The sequence below is a fragment of the Mycetocola sp. BIGb0189 genome (assembly GCF_024810155.1).
Taxonomy (GTDB): domain Bacteria; phylum Actinomycetota; class Actinomycetes; order Actinomycetales; family Microbacteriaceae; genus Mycetocola; species Mycetocola lacteus.
Window position 1 is genome coordinate 282,007 of sequence record NZ_JANUED010000003.1, and the last position, 17,046, is coordinate 299,052.

At 65.4% G+C, this 17,046-nt stretch carries 16 protein-coding genes and 3 tRNA genes; 15 read left to right on the forward strand and 4 right to left on the reverse strand.

Annotated elements, in window-relative coordinates:
- The first annotated feature begins 182 nt into the window (after positions 1-182).
- Together leuA and M2390_RS06125 are read left to right on the forward strand one after the other, a co-directional pair.
- Positions 183-1,943, forward strand: coding sequence for a 2-isopropylmalate synthase (gene leuA, locus M2390_RS06120; RefSeq protein WP_259177630.1), 1,761 nt, complete (start codon positions 183-185; stop codon positions 1,941-1,943).
- 635 nt (positions 1,944-2,578) lie between these two features.
- Entirely contained in the window at positions 2,579-2,935 is a 357-nt protein-coding gene (locus tag M2390_RS06125; RefSeq protein ID WP_259177631.1) for a hypothetical protein, read from the forward strand.
- A gap of 30 nt (positions 2,936-2,965) precedes the next feature.
- Here M2390_RS06125 and M2390_RS06130 read toward each other — a convergent pair whose 3' ends face one another.
- On the reverse strand, positions 2,966-3,709 hold the full coding sequence (locus tag M2390_RS06130) for a trimeric intracellular cation channel family protein (RefSeq protein ID WP_259177632.1): 744 nt from the start codon (positions 3,707-3,709) through the stop codon (positions 2,966-2,968).
- A gap of 138 nt (positions 3,710-3,847) precedes the next feature.
- Between M2390_RS06130 and recO the strand changes: the two genes are divergently transcribed.
- Positions 3,848-4,642, forward strand: coding sequence for a DNA repair protein RecO (recO, locus tag M2390_RS06135; protein ID WP_259177633.1), 795 nt, complete (start codon positions 3,848-3,850; stop codon positions 4,640-4,642).
- Complete coding sequence (locus M2390_RS06140) at positions 4,639-5,442, forward strand: isoprenyl transferase (protein ID WP_259177634.1); 804 nt, start codon at positions 4,639-4,641, stop codon at positions 5,440-5,442. Before recO ends, M2390_RS06140 begins: the two co-directional genes overlap by 4 nt.
- Before the next feature lie 57 nt (positions 5,443-5,499).
- Here M2390_RS06140 and cyoE read toward each other — a convergent pair whose 3' ends face one another.
- Entirely contained in the window at positions 5,500-6,453 is a 954-nt protein-coding gene (cyoE, locus tag M2390_RS06145) for a heme o synthase (RefSeq protein WP_259177635.1), read from the reverse strand.
- A gap of 123 nt (positions 6,454-6,576) precedes the next feature.
- On the opposite strand from cyoE, the gene dusB reads away from it, so the two are divergent.
- The 8 genes from dusB to M2390_RS06185 all read left to right on the forward strand — a co-directional run bounded on the left by dusB (position 6,577) and on the right by M2390_RS06185 (position 13,105).
- Entirely contained in the window at positions 6,577-7,731 is a 1,155-nt protein-coding gene (gene dusB / locus M2390_RS06150) for a tRNA dihydrouridine synthase DusB (protein WP_259177636.1), read from the forward strand.
- On the forward strand, positions 7,706-8,962 hold the full coding sequence (locus M2390_RS06155; protein WP_396822640.1) for a deoxyguanosinetriphosphate triphosphohydrolase: 1,257 nt from the start codon (positions 7,706-7,708) through the stop codon (positions 8,960-8,962). The genes dusB and M2390_RS06155 overlap by 26 nt, the downstream gene beginning before the upstream one ends.
- 95 nt (positions 8,963-9,057) lie before the next feature.
- Positions 9,058-10,968 (forward strand): DNA primase, encoded by a 1,911-nt coding sequence (gene dnaG / locus M2390_RS06160; RefSeq protein WP_259177637.1) that lies wholly within the window; start codon positions 9,058-9,060, stop codon positions 10,966-10,968.
- Positions 10,969-10,971: 3 nt separating this feature from the next.
- Positions 10,972-11,718, forward strand: a complete 747-nt coding sequence (locus tag M2390_RS06165; protein ID WP_259177638.1) for an ATP-binding cassette domain-containing protein — start codon at positions 10,972-10,974, stop codon at positions 11,716-11,718.
- A 109-nt stretch (positions 11,719-11,827) separates the two neighbouring features.
- A tRNA-Asn gene (locus tag M2390_RS06170) sits at positions 11,828-11,899 on the forward strand.
- A 386-nt stretch (positions 11,900-12,285) separates the two neighbouring features.
- Positions 12,286-12,684, forward strand: coding sequence for a hypothetical protein (locus M2390_RS06175; RefSeq protein WP_259177639.1), 399 nt, complete (start codon positions 12,286-12,288; stop codon positions 12,682-12,684).
- Positions 12,685-12,846: 162 nt separating this feature from the next.
- A tRNA-Asn gene (locus tag M2390_RS06180) sits at positions 12,847-12,921 on the forward strand.
- A 55-nt stretch (positions 12,922-12,976) separates the two neighbouring features.
- Positions 12,977-13,105 carry a hypothetical protein gene (locus tag M2390_RS06185; RefSeq protein ID WP_259177640.1) on the forward strand — a complete coding sequence of 43 codons (129 nt, stop codon included), beginning with the start codon at positions 12,977-12,979 and terminating at the stop codon, positions 13,103-13,105.
- A 69-nt stretch (positions 13,106-13,174) separates the two neighbouring features.
- Here M2390_RS06185 and def read toward each other — a convergent pair whose 3' ends face one another.
- On the reverse strand, positions 13,175-13,741 hold the full coding sequence (def, locus tag M2390_RS06190) for a peptide deformylase (protein ID WP_259177641.1): 567 nt from the start codon (positions 13,739-13,741) through the stop codon (positions 13,175-13,177).
- Between the two features lie 43 nt (positions 13,742-13,784).
- Between def and M2390_RS06195 the strand changes: the two genes are divergently transcribed.
- From M2390_RS06195 to M2390_RS06205, 3 genes are all read left to right on the forward strand, one after another.
- A complete protein-coding gene (locus M2390_RS06195) occupies positions 13,785-14,711 on the forward strand; it encodes a DMT family transporter (RefSeq protein ID WP_259177642.1) in 927 nt (308 codons plus the stop codon).
- Between the two features lie 150 nt (positions 14,712-14,861).
- A complete protein-coding gene (locus M2390_RS06200) occupies positions 14,862-16,118 on the forward strand; it encodes a glycosyltransferase (RefSeq protein WP_259177643.1) in 1,257 nt (418 codons plus the stop codon).
- A gap of 74 nt (positions 16,119-16,192) precedes the next feature.
- Positions 16,193-16,266 (forward strand) — tRNA-Ile (locus M2390_RS06205).
- Between the two features lie 8 nt (positions 16,267-16,274).
- Here the strand turns inward: M2390_RS06205 and M2390_RS06210 are convergent.
- Positions 16,275-16,868: a PadR family transcriptional regulator gene (locus M2390_RS06210; protein ID WP_259177644.1), complete on the reverse strand. Its 594-nt coding sequence runs from the start codon at positions 16,866-16,868 to the stop codon at positions 16,275-16,277.
- Positions 16,869-17,046: the final 178 nt, after the last annotated feature.

A 17,046-nucleotide genomic window follows, 5' to 3' on the forward strand; every position in this document is an offset into this window, starting at 1 on the left:
TCACCCCGCCCCACCCGTGTCCTCCGGAGACACGGGTGGGGTGGGGTGTGTCGATTTGGTGCTAGGCTAAACGCGTGTTCTTTGCGGGTCTGCTCCTTAGCTGCCGCGACGAGGCTTAGTTCAAGCCCCTCTCGTCGCGGCGTTTGTTGGCTTCACCCATAATTTTTGAGGAGATCCCCGCAATGAAGAACAACCAGAAGCCCTCGGCCATGCCGATCCACAAGTACGTTCCGTACTCCCAGCAGATCAACGTGAATCTGCCCGATCGCACCTGGCCCAGCAAGGAAATCACCCAGGCCCCGCGCTGGTGTGCGGTTGACCTGCGTGATGGAAACCAGGCGCTGATCGACCCGATGAGCCCCGAGCGCAAGCGCATCATGTTCGACCTGCTGGTCGAGATGGGCTACAAGGAGATCGAGGTCGGGTTCCCGAGCGCGAGCCAGACAGACTTCGATTTCGTGCGCAGCCTGATCGAGGAAAACGCGATCCCGGACGATGTGACCATTCAGGTCCTGACCCAGGCCCGCGAACACCTGATCGCGCGCACCTACGAGTCGCTGAAGGGTGCCAAGCAGGCCATCGTTCACCTCTACAACTCGACCTCGGTGCTGCAGCGCGAGGTGGTGTTCCGCGCCGATAAGGCCGCGATCACCAAGCTGGCCGTGGACGGCGCGAAGCTCTGCAAGAAGTACGAAGAGACCATCCCCGAGACGGACGTGTACTACGAGTACTCGCCCGAGAGCTACACCGGCACCGAGCTGGAATACGCCGTCGAGGTGGTCAATGCCGTCCTCGAGGTCTTCGTCCCGACCCCCGAGCGCAAGGTCATCATCAACCTGCCCTCGACCGTCGAGATGGCCACCCCGAACGTCTACGCCGACTCGATCGAGTGGATGGGTCGCCACATCAACAACCGCGAGAACGTGCTGATCTCGCTGCACCCGCACAACGACCGCGGCACCGCGATCGCCGCCGCCGAGCTGGGCTACCTGGCCGGTGCCGACCGCATCGAGGGCTGCCTGTTCGGTAACGGTGAGCGCACCGGTAACGTCGACCTGGTCGCCCTGGGCATCAACATGTTCACCCAGGGCATCGACCCGCAGATCGACTTCTCCGACATCGACCGCGTCAAGCGCACGGCCGAGCACTGCAACCAGCTGCCGGTGCCCGAGCGCAGCCCGTGGGCCGGAGACCTGGTCTTCACCGCGTTCAGCGGCTCCCACCAGGACGCCATCAAGAAGGGCTTCGAGGCCATGGCCGCGGATGCCACGGCACAGGGCAAGGGCGTGGACGACATCGTCTGGGCCGTTCCCTACCTGCCGGTGGACCCCAAGGACCTGGGTCGCTCCTATGAGGCCGTGATCCGGGTCAACTCGCAGTCCGGTAAGGGCGGCGTGGCCTACCTGCTGAAGGCCGACCACAGCCTGGACCTGCCGCGTAAGCTGCAGATCGAGTTCTCCGGCGTGGTGCAGGGTGTGACCGACTCGGAGGGTGGCGAGCTCACCAGCGAGAACATCTGGAACATCTTCCAGGATGAGTACCTGCCCGCCGCCGACGCCGCCGCCAAGTGGGGCCGCTTCGAGCTGCGCGACACCCACACGTCCAGCCGCGACGGCGCCACCGAGCTGACCGCAACCCTGCGTGATGGCGACGTGGTCACCGACCAGACCGCGACCGGCAACGGCCCGATCGCCGCGTTTGTCAACGTCCTGGCCGCCCAGGGCATCGACGTCGAGGTGTATGACTACGTCGAGCACGCCCTGAGTGCCGGTGGTGACGCGGCCGCCGCGTCGTACCTGGAGCTGCGCGTGGGTGACCAGCGCCTGTGGGGCATCGGCATCGATTCCAACTCCTCGACCGCCTCGCTCAAGGCCATCGTCTCGGGCGTGAACCGCGCACTGCGCTCGCGCGTGGACGCCGAGCCGGAACTGGTCAACGCCTAACATCCTCCCTCACGCCACGGGCCCGCACACTTCGTGCGGGCCCGTGGCGTTTTGGCGTTTTGTCCGCCGTGTCCGTTCTCTTGTGCGCGGGCCGGGGACGGCGTAGATTCGGTCCTCTTTATTGGGCTCAAATCGAGGAGAAACAGTGGCCGAATTAGTGCGCCCCGTCGTCTTTGACGGGAGAAGCTTCCTGATCACAATGTGTGTGCGTGGTGATCGAGTCACCGTTCCTGCACGCGAGTTTTTTCGTGCGTTGCGTGAGCGAAGGCTCATGCCAAACACGGGTACCCCGCCACTGGCGGAGCAGCCGCGCTATCTTGTCAGACTGGTTGGCGTCATTCGCAATCTTTCGGAGGGACGCGCAATCTCGCACTCGAAGACCAACTATCTCGGTGGTGGCCTCTGGGAGTTTCGAGAGCGGGGGTTGCGGCTCAGTTTTTTCGACACTGATGGCTCGGGAGTTCAGCACCCACAATCACCCGCCGGGTGGGACCACTGGAGTGGAACGCACGTGCTTCCGGTCCGGTCGTTAAATGACGAGCTTCGATTGGGTTTTGGATTTTCCAAGCAGTCACAGCACACGGACCCAAAGCACCTCGCCGAAGCATGGACGGTCATGCAGGAGGACCTCTCTCATGACGCACGCTGAACACACGGGAGCGATCTCCTTGGCGGACCTGCTCGCCAACGTCGAGGCAAAAGAGTTAGAGGCGGCAAGCCTGATGGACAAAACGGTGGTGGCGCTCCAGCAGGCCATTCATGAACGGGGTGCATTACCGGAAGATCTCGCCCACAGGGTGGGAGTCTCCGTCCCTGACATTCTCGCGGTGGTCAACGGTGATGGGAATGTGAATATCGCGGCCTTTGCCCGTGTGCTGAGCGCCCTGGGTTACCGTGCCGAGTGGTCGCTGACCGATATGGAAACCGGGCGGCCGCTGGTGCCGGCCGAGCGGGAAAGCCGGCATTTGGAGGCCAACCGATCTGCAGAGTAGAAATCGTTGGCTGGGGGAGGATCGAAAAGGCTAGCGGCGGATGCGAGGGAGCCAGCGACGCCAGCCCGAGTCGCGCGGGCCGGTGCCCAGGGCCGAGCCGGCACCCGAGGCGTCCGAGTCGCGGCGACGCCAGGTGGCCCAGGAGCTGAGCGCGCGCTGTTCGGGCAGGCTCCAGCCGAAGCGGACCGAGAGCAGGCGCACCATCGTGGTGATCAGTACGCAGCCCACAGCGGCCCAGACGATCGGCATCTCGAGGTGCATGGCCGCGAGCATGAAGATCGTGCCCGCGCCGGCAGCCACCGCGTAGAGTGAGCCTACGTGCATCAGTGCTATCGGCAGGTTGAGCATCATGTCTCGGACCACCGATCCGCCCACCGCCGAGATGACCCCGACAAACACCGCGGGCACTTCGGGGAGCCCTGCGGCCACCGCCTTGGCGCACCCGATCGCCGCGAACATGCCGATGGTGAGCGCATCGAGGGTGATGATGATCGCGTTCATCCGGGTGAACACGCGCAGCAGCAGCATGCCCACAAACGCCGCACCCGTGGCGGTCAGCAGATACCAGTTGGTTGAGAGTGCGGCGGGAACCTGGTTGATCAGGATGTCGCGGGCAAGACCGCCGCCGAGGCCGATCACCAGACCGATGATCGCGACTCCGAGCAGATCCAGGCGATTCTCCCGGAAGCGTGCCGCGAACATCGCGCCCTGCACCGCGCCGATGGCGACGGCGGTCAGGTCCAGCCACAGGGGGATCACAAACAGAGGGGTCACATCCCCATCTAACACGCAGTTTCCCCCGGATTCCAGTGGACACGACGCGCATGACGCCGCCCGGATCATCCTGGGAGGATCAACCGAACACGGCCGCCCGGTTCGCCCGGTGTCACCGGCGTAGCGGATAATAGGGATGTGGCAATTTACCGTGATGAGGCAGTGGTTCTGCGCACCCATAAGCTGGGCGAGGCAGACCGCATCTGTACGCTGCTGACCCGCAATAACGGGAAGGTCCGCGCGGTCGCCAAGGGGGTGCGCAAGGTGGGCTCGAAGTTTGGCGCCCGGCTCGAACCGTTTATGGTGGCCGACATCCAGTTTTATGAGGGTCGCACCCTCGACACCATCAGCCAGGCCGAAACCCTCGGCTCCTATGGTGCCCCGATCGTGGCCGACTATGCGCTCTACACCACCGCGACCGCGATGGTGGAGGCGGCCGACCGGCTGACCGAAACCGATCCGGCTCAGCGCCAGTATCTGCTGCTGGTGGGTGCCCTCCGCTCCCTTTCTCGCGGCGAACACAGCCCCACGCTGACCCTGGATTCCTACCTGCTGCGCGCCCTCTCGATTGCCGGCTGGGCGCCGAGCTTCCAGGACTGTGCCCGCTGTGGTCGTCCCGGCCCGCACGCCCGTGTGATGGTGCAGGTGGGTGGTGCCGTGTGCTCCGACTGCGCCCCGCAGGGTGCCGCCATCCTTGATGATGCCACCCGGGAACTCCTGATCGCGCTGCTCGCCGGGGCCTGGGACCTCACCGAGGATGTCCCCGAGCAGGTGCAAAAGCGCGCGAGTGGCATCGTCGCGGCCTACGCCCAATGGCACCTGGATCGCAGCCTCCGCTCCCTCGACCACCTGGACGGATCCCAGGCTCACACCGTCGCGGCCGTGCCGCAGTCTTCGCCCCCGTCCGCCTCCGAACCAAAGGCCACCGCATGACCCCGAAGCCCTTCACCCACCGCGACGCGGTCGCGTATCGTCCGATCGACTGGACCGGCATCTATCCGCCCGAGTTCCCGCGGGCCGGGGTGCCCGAGCACGTGGCCATCGTGATGGACGGCAACGGTCGCTGGGCGAATGCCCGCGGTCTGCCGCGAGTCCAGGGCCACCAGGCGGGGGAGGCCGCGCTGCTCGATGTTGTGGCCGGCGCGATCCAGGCCGGCGTGAAGCACCTCTCGGTGTACGCCTTCTCGACCGAGAACTGGCGACGCTCCCCGGATGAGGTGCGCTTCCTGATGGGCTTCAACCGTGATGTGCTGCACCGTCGCCGCGACCAGCTCAACGAGTGGGGTGTGCGGGTGCGCTGGGCCGGACGCACCCCCAAGCTCTGGGGGTCGGTGATCAAGGAACTGAAGTACGCCGAGGAGCTGACCAAATCTAACTCCGTGCTGACCCTCACCATGTGTGTGAACTATGGGGGTCGCAACGAGATCGCCGACGCCGTGCGGGAGATCGCCGAGGGTGTGAAGGCGGGCAAGATTAAGCCCGGCTCCATCTCCGAGAAGACCATCGCCAAGCACCTCTACCTCCCGGATATGCCGGATGTGGACCTGTTTGTGCGCAGCTCGGGGGAGCAGCGCACCTCGAACTTCATGCTGTGGCAGTCGGCTTATGCGGAGATGGTGTTCCTGGACACCCTGTGGCCCGACTTCTCCCGCGAGCAGCTGTGGGAGGCGATCGGGATCTACATCGGCCGCGATCGTCGCTTCGGCGGCGCGATCGACGCCCCCAAGGCGTAGCGGGTAAGAAAAAGCCCCGCCCGGTTTACGCCGGGCGGGGCTTTGTGCTGCGAAAAGCTAGGGGATGATCGGGCCGATCGAGAGCATCAGGCACAGGGCCAGGATCATGATCAGTGAGAAGCGGAACATGCGGTGAGCCCAGGCGTCGTCATCTTTGGCGCGGAAGCCGAGGAATCCGATCCACAGCCAGTAGAGGCCCAGCACACCCATGACCACGGTGTAGATGATCCCCACGTGTCCAAACACCGGCAGCAGCAGGGTCGAGACCACAAAGGCCAGGGTGTACCAGAAGATCTGGGTCTTGGTGTTTTTGATGCCGTTGACCACCGAGATCACCGGGATGCCTGCCTCGGCATATTCGTCGCGGCGGTAGACGGCGATCGAGTAGAACTCGGGCATCTGCCAGAAGAACAGCATCGCAAAGACCAGGATCGCCGAGGCGTCGATCGATCCGGTCACGCCCACATAGCCGGCGAGGATCGGTGCGGCACCGGAGACGCTGCCCACCAGGGTGCCGTGGATCGAGAGGCGCTTGGAGAGCATGCCGTAAAAGACCACGTAGACCACAAAGCCGGCCAGGCCCACGGCGACCACGAGCCAGTTGGTCCAGGCGATCAGCATCGCATTGCCCACCACAAACAGGGCGATGGTGAAGATCACCGCATTACGGACCCCCACGCCGCCGCTCACGGTGGCGCGCTTGCGGGTGCGTTCCATCTTGGTGTCGATGTCGCGGTCCAGCACGTTGTTGAGCACGCAGGCCGAGGCGATCACCAGGGTCGTGCCGATGATCAGTGCGGCGAAGAGCCACAGATCCACCTGCCCGCGGGCGGCGAGCAGGAAACCGGCGGCGGCGGTGAGTACGTTGCCGTACAGCACTCCCGGCTTGGTCAGCGTGTAGTAGAGGGTGATCCGGTCACGGAACGATCCCCCCTGGGCACGAGATGCGAGTGCCGCGTCGGTTCCGTCGGAACCGGCGTGAAAAGCAGGGGTGGGGCCGTGCAGGGTCATACGAGAAAAAGCTCCGATCAGCGCGTATAGCAAACTCCAGTATATCCGCGCTGTGAACGGTAAATGTCCGCCTCCCGGGCCTCGAGTTCGCCGCGCGCGCGATCATCTGGGAGAATTGATGCGATGTCCACTTCAGTTGTTGCTCCCGCCCCCGCGCTGCGTATCGGCAGCCTGACCCTCGACGTGCCCGTGGTTCTCGCGCCGATGGCCGGAATTACCAACACCGCGTTCCGTCGGCTGTGTCGCGAATACGGTGCCGGCCTGTATGTCAGCGAGATGATTACCGCGCGCGCCCTGGTGGAGCGCACCCCCGAGACGATGCGGCTGATCGCCCACCATCCGTCCGAGAAGACCCGCAGCATTCAGCTGTACGGCGTGGATGCCCCGACCGTGTACAAGGCCGTGCGGATCCTCAACGATGAGGGCCTCGCCGACCACGTCGACCTCAACTTTGGCTGCCCCGTTCCCAAGGTCACCCGCAAGGGTGGCGGCTCGGCGCTGCCGTGGAAGCTCGATCTGTTCCAGGACATCGTCGAGTCGGCCGTGCGCGGTGCCGGAGACCTGCCGGTCACCGTAAAGATGCGTAAGGGCATCGACCCCGATCACCTCACCTATCTTGATGCCGGTCGGATCGCCGAGGCCGCCGGTGCCTCGGCCGTCGCGCTGCACGGCCGGACCGCGAGCGAGTTCTACTCCGGTCAGGCCGACTGGTCGGCGATCGCCCGACTCAAGGAGACCGTGACCAGCATCCCGGTGCTCGGCAACGGAGACATCTGGAGCGGCGAGGATGGTCCGAGGATGATGCGCGAGACCGGTGCCGACGGTGTCGTGGTGGGTCGCGGATGCCTCGGTCGTCCGTGGCTGTTTGGCGACCTGGCCGCCGCCTTCACCGGTTCCGAGGAGCGTCACCGCCCCAACCTGGCGCTGGTGGCACAGGCCTTCCGTCGTCACGCCGAACTGCTCTCCGAGTTCTTCGAGAGTGAGGAGCGTGGCTGCCGCGACATCCGAAAGCACGTGGCCTGGTACTTCAAGGGCTACCCGGTGGGCAGTGAGATTCGCAGCGCCCTGGCGCTGGTATCGAGCCTCGCCGAGGTGGATGAGCTGGTTGAGCGACTCGGCGACGCCCCCTATCCGACCGAGGGTGCCGAGGGTCAGCGAGGCCGTGCCGGAAGTCCCAAGCGTGTGGTGCTGCCGGAAAACTGGCTGAACTCGCGCGAGCTTGAGGGCGACCAGCGTGAGCGCCTGACCGAGGGTGCCGGAGACACCAGCGGTGGATAGCGGCTACTCGACCGCCGATACCGAGCGGTGGTTCCCCGAGACCCATAAGTCGCACCGATCCAACTTTGCCCGCGACCGCGCGCGCCTGCTGCACTCCAGCGCGTTGCGCCGCCTGGCCGCAAAGACCCAGGTGCTGAGCCCCACCGCGGGGCTGGACTTTGCCCGCAATCGGTTGACCCACTCACTCGAGGTTGCCCAGGTCGGTCGCGAGCTGGGGCTTGCCCTGGGCCTCGACCCGGACGTGGTGGACACCGCCTGCCTCGCCCACGACCTCGGTCACCCGCCCTTTGGGCACAACGGGGAGCGTGCGCTCAACGACTGGTCCGAGCAGATTGGCGGCTTCGAGGGCAATGCGCAGACCCTGCGCATCCTCACCCGGCTTGAGCCCAAGGTCTTCGGAGAGGACGGGCGTGCCTACGGTCTGAACCTCACCCGGGCCAGCCTCGACGCGAGCTGCAAGTATCCCTGGCCCGCCTCGCACGCGGTCGCCGATCCCGGTGGACGTGCCAAGTACGGGTTCTTCAACGAGGACTCGGCGGCGTTTGAGTGGCTGCGCGCCGGCGCGCCGGATCGCCGCCGCTGCATCGAGGCGCAGGTCATGGACCTCTCCGATGACATCGCCTACTCGGTGCACGACTTCGAGGACGCGGTGGTGGGCGAGTACATCGATCCGGCCATGCTGGCCTCGCGTGCCGGACACGAGGTCCTGCTGGTCAAGGTTCGCGAGTGGGCGGGCGACGAGTTCAGCATCGACGACCTCGGTGCCGCCTTCGAGCGCATCCGCGAGGTTCCCAGCTGGCTCACCGCGTGGGATGGCTCCCGGCCCGCCCAGGCGCGCCTGAAAACCTTCACCAGCGACATGATCGGTCGCTTCGCCGGCGCGGCGACCCTGGCCACCCGTGAGGCGTTCCCGGCCGCAAGTCTGATCCGGTTCAACGCCGACGTGGTGGTTCCGCACGAGATCGCCGCCGAGATTGCCGTGCTCAAGGGCATCGTGGCGGCATTTGTGATGAGCCGCGGAAGTCGCCAGCCGATCTACCGTCAGCAGCGTGACATTCTCACCACCCTCGCCGAGACCATCTACGAGCGCGGACCCGAGCTGCTGGACATCGGCTTCGCCGCCGACTGGGCCGCCGCCGAGGACGATGCGCAGCGTCGTCGGGTTGTGGTGGATCAGGTTGCAAGCCTGACCGATCAGGCCGCGATCAGCCGCTTCGAGCGCCTGGGCTAGCCCACGCCGCGTTTCCTGGTCCCACCCCTGATTACGGGGGTGGGACCGCGCGCGTCCGGGCCCCGGATGTCGGCCCGCGGGACTAGACTGGAGCAATGGCAGGACTGATCCGACAGAGCGATATCGACGAGGTAAAGTCGCGCACCAACATCGCAGACATTGTGGGAGATCACGTCACGCTGAAATCCGCCGGTGTGGGCTCGATGAAGGGCCTGTGCCCGTTCCACGATGAGCGCAGCCCGAGCTTCCACGTGCGTCCGCAGCTGGGCTACTACCACTGCTTCGGCTGTGGCGAGAGTGGCGATGCCATCTCGTTCCTGCAGAAGATCGATCACGTGTCCTTCACAGAGGCCGTCGAGCGTCTGGCCTCCCGTGCGGGCATCCAGCTGCAGTATGAGGAGGGCGGCAGTGGCCGCTCCGATCACGGACAGCGCGCCCGCCTGCTGGCAGCCAACGCCGCCGCCGGAGTGTTCTTCCGCGAGCAGCTCGGTGCCCCCGATGCCGAACCCGGACGGAGGTTCCTGGGGGAGCGCGGCTTTGACCCGGTAGCCGCCGAACACTTCGGAGTGGGTTTTGCCCCCAAGAGCTGGGACCGGATGACCAATGCGCTCAAGGCGCAGGGCTTCACGGTCGAGGAGCTGCTGGCCGCGGGCCTGGTGAGCCAGGGTGATCGCGGCGTCTACGACCGTTTCCGGGGCCGCCTGGTCTGGCCCATCCGCGACGTGACCGGGCAGACCATCGGTTTTGGTGCCCGCCGCCTACTGGAGGACGATAAGGGTCCCAAATACCTCAATACCCCGGAAACCGCGGTCTACCACAAGAACCAGGTGCTCTACGGGCTCGATCTGGCCAAGCGCGACATCTCCCGCGGCGGCCAGGTCGTGGTGGTCGAGGGCTACACCGACGTGATGGCCGCACACCTGGCCGGGATCACCACCGCGGTGGCCACCTGTGGCACCGCGTTTGGGGTCGAGCACATTCGCCTGATCCGCCGGATCATGGGGGACGACTCCGGTACCGGCGAGGTGGTCTTCACCTTCGACCCCGACGCCGCCGGCCAGAAGGCCGCGATGCGCGCCTTCGCCGAGGAGAAGCGCTTCTCCGCCCAGACCTATGTCGCCGTCGCCCCCGACGGCCTGGACCCGTGTGACCTGCGCCTGGCGCGTGGTGACGCGGCCGTGCGCGCGCTCCTGGACAACAAGGAGCCGATGTTTGAGTTTGTCATCCGGCAGTTACTCTCCGAATACGACCTGGAGAGTGTCGAGGGCCGGGTGGGCGCGCTGCGCGTGGCCGCCCCGGTGATCGCCGAGATCCGCGATCCGGCGATTCGCCCCGGCTACACCCGGGTGCTCGCGCGCCAGCTGGGGATGGACCTGCCCGAGGTGCAGTCGGCCGTGGCGCGCGCCAAGCCTGGCCGTGGTGAGCAATCGGCTCCCGTGCGCGGCCGCGAGCTGCCCGCCCCGGCGGCACCGTCCGCGGGAATGGAGCCTTCAGGGCAGGGTTCGGCCGAGGTGATCATCCTGGATGAGCCCCCGGTGTCGCTGCGCGACCTGCCCTCGGATCCGGTGACGCGCCTGGAGCGTGACGCGATCATGGCCGTGCTTCAACATCCCGAAACCGTGCCCGTGGAACTGGTGGCGCGGGCGATGCATACGGGGTTTGTAAACCCCGCGCTGGCCATCGTTCGTGACGGCATCGCCGCAACCCTCGACCGGTTTGGCCAGCCCGACTGGTTCCAGACCGTGGCCGCCACCGTGCCGGTGCCGATCCGTACCCTGGTAGAGCAGCTGGCCATCGCGCCGATTCCGCAGCGCGGCGCCGACGAGCTCGGCGGCTACGTTAATGGGATCACCGTGGCGCTGATCGATCGCGATCTGCTGCGACAGTCCCATGAACTGCGTGGACGCTTGCAGCGCACCGACCCCACCGACCGCGAGGCGTACCGCGCGGTCCAAACCGAACTGATGGCGCTCGAAGCCGAGCGTCGCACCCTGCGATCGGAGTAATTCATGACCGCCGTGCTGTCCCTCGATGACCTGTCCGTCGGCTATCCGATGCGCCCCGGCCACGCGGGACACGTGGCGCTCTCGGGCGTCTCGGCGAGCCTGGATGCGGGGGAGGGGCTGATTCTCTCCGGTGGTGCGGGCTCGGGCAAATCCACCCTCGCTCGCATCCTCAGCCTGCGTCCGGGTGCCCCCGCACGTGTGGTTGGCGGTACCGGGAGTGTGCTCGGCGCACCCCTGCGAGGCTTCGGGCACGGTGCCCGCAAGCGCGCCCGTGCTCGGATCGGATATCTGCCGCAGCGCGAACAGGGCGCGATCCTCGGCATGCAAACCGTTGCGGCGGGGCTTGCCCAGCGGGTACGTCAGCACAACCCGAGCCTGGATGATCCGGCGGTGGGACAGCGCGTGGCACACCTGCTCGATGATGCCCGGCTCCCGCTTTCGGTCCTGGACCGTTTTGCCAATGAACTCTCCAGCGGTCAGCGCCAGCGCGTGGGCCTGGCTCTGCAGCTGGCCGGAGACCCGAAGTTTCTGATTCTGGATGAGCCCACAGCGGGCCTGGACCCCAACGTGCGTCCGGCCATCGCCGAGGCGATCACCCGGGTTCAAACCTCTGGCGGCACCGTACTCCTGGTCAGTAATGAACCCGACCTGTGTGGCTCCCTGGCGCTGCCGATCCTCACCCTGGATCGCGGAACCCCGGTAGCCTACAGCGCGGGCGCTCCGCAGCCGGCCAAGCCCGTCTCGGCATAGCATTTTTGCGTACCTCGAGGCGCGCAGACGACACGAATCGCCCGGGGCGCACGCGATTTCGTTCCGGCCCAATCCCGCTGCTACAGTAGTAACACGCCAGCAGGCATCTTCCTCGATAGCTCAGCGGCAGAGCAGCCGGCTGTTAACCGGCAGGTCCTTGGTTCGAATCCAAGTCGGGGAGCTAAGCCCCGGGAAGCTCCACCTTCCCGGGGCTTTTTAGTACCCAAAAACAAGGGTGAAAGCTCGCCCGCGAAGGCCCCGTGCTGTCTGGCCCCCAAATTCTTCCTCGAAGTCTCCTTGGCGCGGGCATGTGTGAATGAACGCGGTCGAGCATGAGATGGAGCTGGTCACTCACCCTAGACTCTCCGAAAATAGGTGGTAGCTTCGAGTCAACGGCCGCTCTCCCAATAGGCAGAAATTGAGGGAGAGCTTTGCAAATACGCAGTGTGGGTCTGTCGCTGCTGGGTGCAGCAATTCTGGTTGTGGTCGGGACTTCGGGCGCGGCTAGCGCCTCATCTCCACCCTCCGACGCACCCTCGACCGTCGCCATTGAGTCGAGGTGCCCTCATGAGTGCTGACGAAAACATAGTTCGGTGGAGCGCGTTGCGCATCACCGTTGCCGATGGCCGCTCCTGGGTTACCAGTGTGTGCTGCGTTTCAGCTGCTGCGCAGACATTTCTATTTGAAGAGGTGTTTCGTGAAACCGCCCAGGGACTAGTCTTCGCTGGGCTTAGTTCGCCGGGCATTGAGCGTCCGCGAGGCCCCTATCCCTGGAATCCCGAGGATGTGGTGAAGTCGTACTCGCTGCGCGAGATTCCCGCGAGCTTGCCCGCCCCCATTTGGCCCAATGGCGTGGCGGAGCAACTACGATCCTCGGGGCGCACTTTCCTTGCTTCCGCCGGGACGCGGACCGGATGGCGGGGCATCCTGGCGCATCGCAAGCGCGCAAAGCGCGAGCAACTTTAACAGGCGACGCGAATTCCGGGTGGGTGCCTGGCATGGGCGAGTGATGCGTCGGCGGTCGGTTCGGTTCCCCGGAAACATGCGGGACACGCCCAGATTTCGACTCGAATTGAAGCGCGCCGCGCGCCTGTAGTAAAGTAACTCATGTAGCAACAAACGCCGTAATCCTCGATAGCTCAGCGGCAGAGCAGCCGGCTGTTAACCGGCAGGTCCTTGGTTCGAATCCAAGTCGGGGAGCCACAGATACGCGCCGGGTCACCCCGGCGCGTATTGTTTTATGCGGGAAGGAACGGGCATGAGCGATTACGAAAAAGAACGCACCCGCCGGGCCGCACGTGTCGCACGCGGTGCCGTGCGCTACACCCTGATCGGACTGATTGTCCTGGTTGGTGTGGTGTGGGTGATCGGCGCACTCGCGCGCTGACCCCGGAGACACAAAACGGGCTCGTCCACGAATGTGGGCGAGCCCATTTTTGTTGGGATGTCGGAAAACCTACGCGTCGATGTCGTCTACGCCGGGAGTCCAGCTCAGGCCGGGAACACCCCAGCGGTACTTGCGGGTCAGGCGGTCTTGGGTCTTCCAGTCACCGGAGCCCAGACGATCCAGATACAGGTAGCCATCCAGGTGGTCATACTCGTGCTGGAGAATACGCGCACGCCACCCGGTCACGTCCAGGGTGAAGGGTTTCTGGTCCAGGTCCACGGCGGTCAGTACCGCGCGCTCGGAGCGGCGCAGCGGGAAGCGCTCACCCGGGAAGGAGAGGCAGCCCTCGGACTCGATGTCCTCGTCCGGTTCTCCCGGCTCGGCCGGGCTGATCAGCAGCGTGGGGTTGATTGCCACGCCCCGCCAGGGCTCGCCCTCGGGGGTCTCGTAGCTGTAGACAAACAGACGCAAGCCGACGCCCACCTGGGGGGCCGCCAGGCCCACGCCGGGGGCCGCGTCCATGGTCTCGTACATGTTCTCGACGAGGGTACGCAGGTCCGCGTCAAATTCGGTCACCGGGGCGGCCGGCGTGTGCAGTACCGGTTCGCCCTTGATGCAAATGGGAAGAATAGCCATGCCACTACCCTATCTTTCGCGCGGCTCACGGTAGGCTCAATGGGTGAGCCCCGTACTAGATTTCCTGACCGAGGTCAGTCTGGAGACCTTCCAGAACCCCACCCAGATGATCGGTGTCCCCATCGCCATCGTGGGTGCCGTCTTCCTCTCGCTTGGAGCGCAGTTCCAGCACCGCGGAGTCAACAAGGTGGATAACGCCACCGAGGGTACCGGAAAAAACGGGCTGAACTTCGGCCAGCTGACCCTGCTGCTCAAGCGTCCGTCCTGGGTGATCGGCACGCTGATGCTTGGTCTGGCCATCGTGTTCCAGCTGGTGTCGCTGGCGTTCTCGCCGCTGATTCTGGTGCAGCCGCTGGGCGCGATCGCGCTCGTGGTGACCGCGATTGTCAACTCGCGAGTGTCCAAGGTCAAGATGACCCGCGCCGGAATTATCTCGATCGCCGCCTGTGTGCTGGGTATCGGATTGTTTGTGGGGATCGCGGCGACCGTCAGTGGTGAAAAGCCGGTAACTGACGAGAAGCTCATCACGATCCTGATCATCCTGGGTGTTGTGCTGCTGATCCTCGGCACCATGTTTGCCATCTTCCGCACCCGCGCTCGCGCCCTGTTCTACATCATCTCCGCGGGAATGGTCTACGGGTTCGTGGCGACCCTCGCCAAGGTTGTGATCAGCCGTGTGCAGGCCTCCGACTTCAACTGGCTCACCCTGATCTGCATCGTGGGTCTGCTCGCCGGCACCGGACTGGGCGCCTACTTTGTACAAAATGCCTATGCCTCCGGCCCGCCGGACCTGGTGATCGCCGGACTGACCGTCGTCGACCCGATGGTGGCCGTGGCCATCGCCGTGATCGTGCTGGGCGAGGCCGACGGCGCGCCGCTGTGGGCCATCATCGGTTTCGTCATCGCGGGGGCCATCGCCGTCTGGGGAGTGTTCCAACTCGCCCGGCATCACCCGCAGGTAGCAAACTAAAACTCATCCTCACGACTGATCTTCGCGCCACACACGCATGGATAACAAGCGTTGGGATGCACGCAGACGTTAGAATAGGGTGACCCCGAGGCCGTAGTTTGGCCTCAGCAGACCGGTCTGAAACCGGCAACCACGGAGGATCTCCACATCTTGACCGACTCAACCGAAAACCGTCCCGAGCTCACCGCCGAGACGACTCCGGCAAAGCGGCCGCTGCGCATCGTGATCGGAACCGACACGTTCGCCCCCGACGTGAACGGTGCCGCCCGGTTCACCGAGCGCCTCGCCGCCGGCCTGGTCGCCCGCGGACACGACGTCCACGTTGTTGCTCCCGCCGCGTCCTACCGTCACGGCACCTGGACCGAGCCGCACGAGGGCCAGCGGATGACCCTGCACCGCCTGTTCAGCGTGCGCTGGTACCCGCACGACTGGCTGCGTTTTGCCCTGCCGTGGACCATCAACCGCAACGCGGCCAAGGTTCTGGATGAGCTCAAGCCCGACGTGGTCCACTCGCAGTCGTTCTTCGTGATCGGCCGAGGGCTCTCGGTGCAGGCGCAGAAGCGCGGCATTCGTATCGTGGCAACCAACCACGTGATGCCCGAGAACATGCTCGAGTTTACGATGGTCCCGCAGGCCTTCCAGAAGCAGCTGATCGCCTGGGCATGGCGCCTGGCCGAGCGTGCGCTGGGCCGTGCCGAGTCGGTGACGACCCCGACCCGTCGCGCCGCCGACTTCCTCGAGCGCTACACCAACATTCGCGACGTCCACGCGATCTCCTGCGGCATCGACTCCTCGCGCTACACGCCGAGCTTCGAGCCGCGCACCGAGAACCGCATCCTGTTTGTGGGCCGGATCACCGGTGAGAAGCAGATCGACGTGCTGATCCGCGCCGTCGCGAGCCTCGATCCCGAACTCGATGCGAAGCTCACCATCATCGGTGGCGGCGATCAGAAAAAGGCCCTCCAGGAGCTCGTGAGCGAGCTGGGGCTGGGGGAGCGGGTGCACTTTGCCGGCTATGTGACCGATGAGGAACTGCGCCAGGCCTACACTGACGCCACCGTGTTCGCGATGCCCTCGATTGCCGAGCTGCAGTCGATCGCCACGATGGAGGCCATGTCCACCGCGCTGCCGGTGGTTGCCGCCGATGCGATGGCGCTGCCGCACCTGGTCCACGATGGCGAAAACGGTCACCTGTTCGAGCCCGGTAACGTGGCCGACCTGGCCGCGAAGCTGACCGATGTGCTCACGGCCGACACCGACAAGCTCAACGCGTTCAAGAACGCCTCGCTGCGCCTGATCGCGCCGCACGATATCGAGCGCACCCTCAACACCTTCGAGGCGCTGTACCGCGGCGAAGAGGTTGTGGATCCGGTCACCGAAATCGGCGCCGAGCAGTCGGCCGAATAGCCGGGTTCCTCGTCGTGTCGTCGGCTCCGCTGGCGATAAGATAGGACCGTTGTGTTCCCTCGGGGGCACAACCTGGGGCGGTAGCCAAGCTGGTTAAGGCATTCGGCTCATAACCGAACGATCGCGGGTTCAAGTCCCGCCCGCCCTACAAGAGTGTTATGCGGAGACGCCGCGCGTGGGTTTGCGTCCGCGGCGTGGGCGCAGCGGACGGGCTGCGCGTTCTACCGCGCGACCGGAAGCCAGTTCTGCACCCACCCGGTCGATCCAGGCGAGGGCCGCCTCGGCCTGCGCCGCGCGGGCCGCGGTCACGAAGGGCTGGGCTGCGTGGGGGGCTTCGGGGATCTCGGCTGATTCTGCCCAGGAGGACCAGGCCTCACGGTAGCCCACCAGGAGCGCTCGCACGTCATCGGCGCTGCCGGGCAGCGAGGCGGTGATCAGCAGCTGATCCTGCATGTCGATCCAGTCCGGAGCCTGCGCCTGCTCGGGGCCGGTGGTCCAGGACGCGGCGAATTCAACCCCGTCGGCGGAGAGCTCATACAGGGGGAGCGAGTCCTCGGTGAGGCCGGCCGAGCGGACGAGACCGGCGGTCAGCAGGCGATCCAGCGTTCCATAGATCTGACCGACGTTGATGCCCGCGCGATGGGGTGCGCGCACGGTGAGTTCATCGCGAATCTGCAGACCGTAGGCGGGGCCGAGGGTCAGGATCGCCAGCAGGGAGCCCTTGACGGACACGTGATGCCTTTCGCTCATGCGGTTATCTTCTACCGAGTATAGGGAACCCGGCGGCAAAACGCTTGCGTCCGTCCGAATGATCTGCACATAATGACAGAGACGGGCTGGACTGCCGGGAAACATCGTTTGGGTGCGTAGGGGAAGACGCATCACCACAAACGAAGGGAATCCCGTGTCCATCCAGAACAACGAAAGA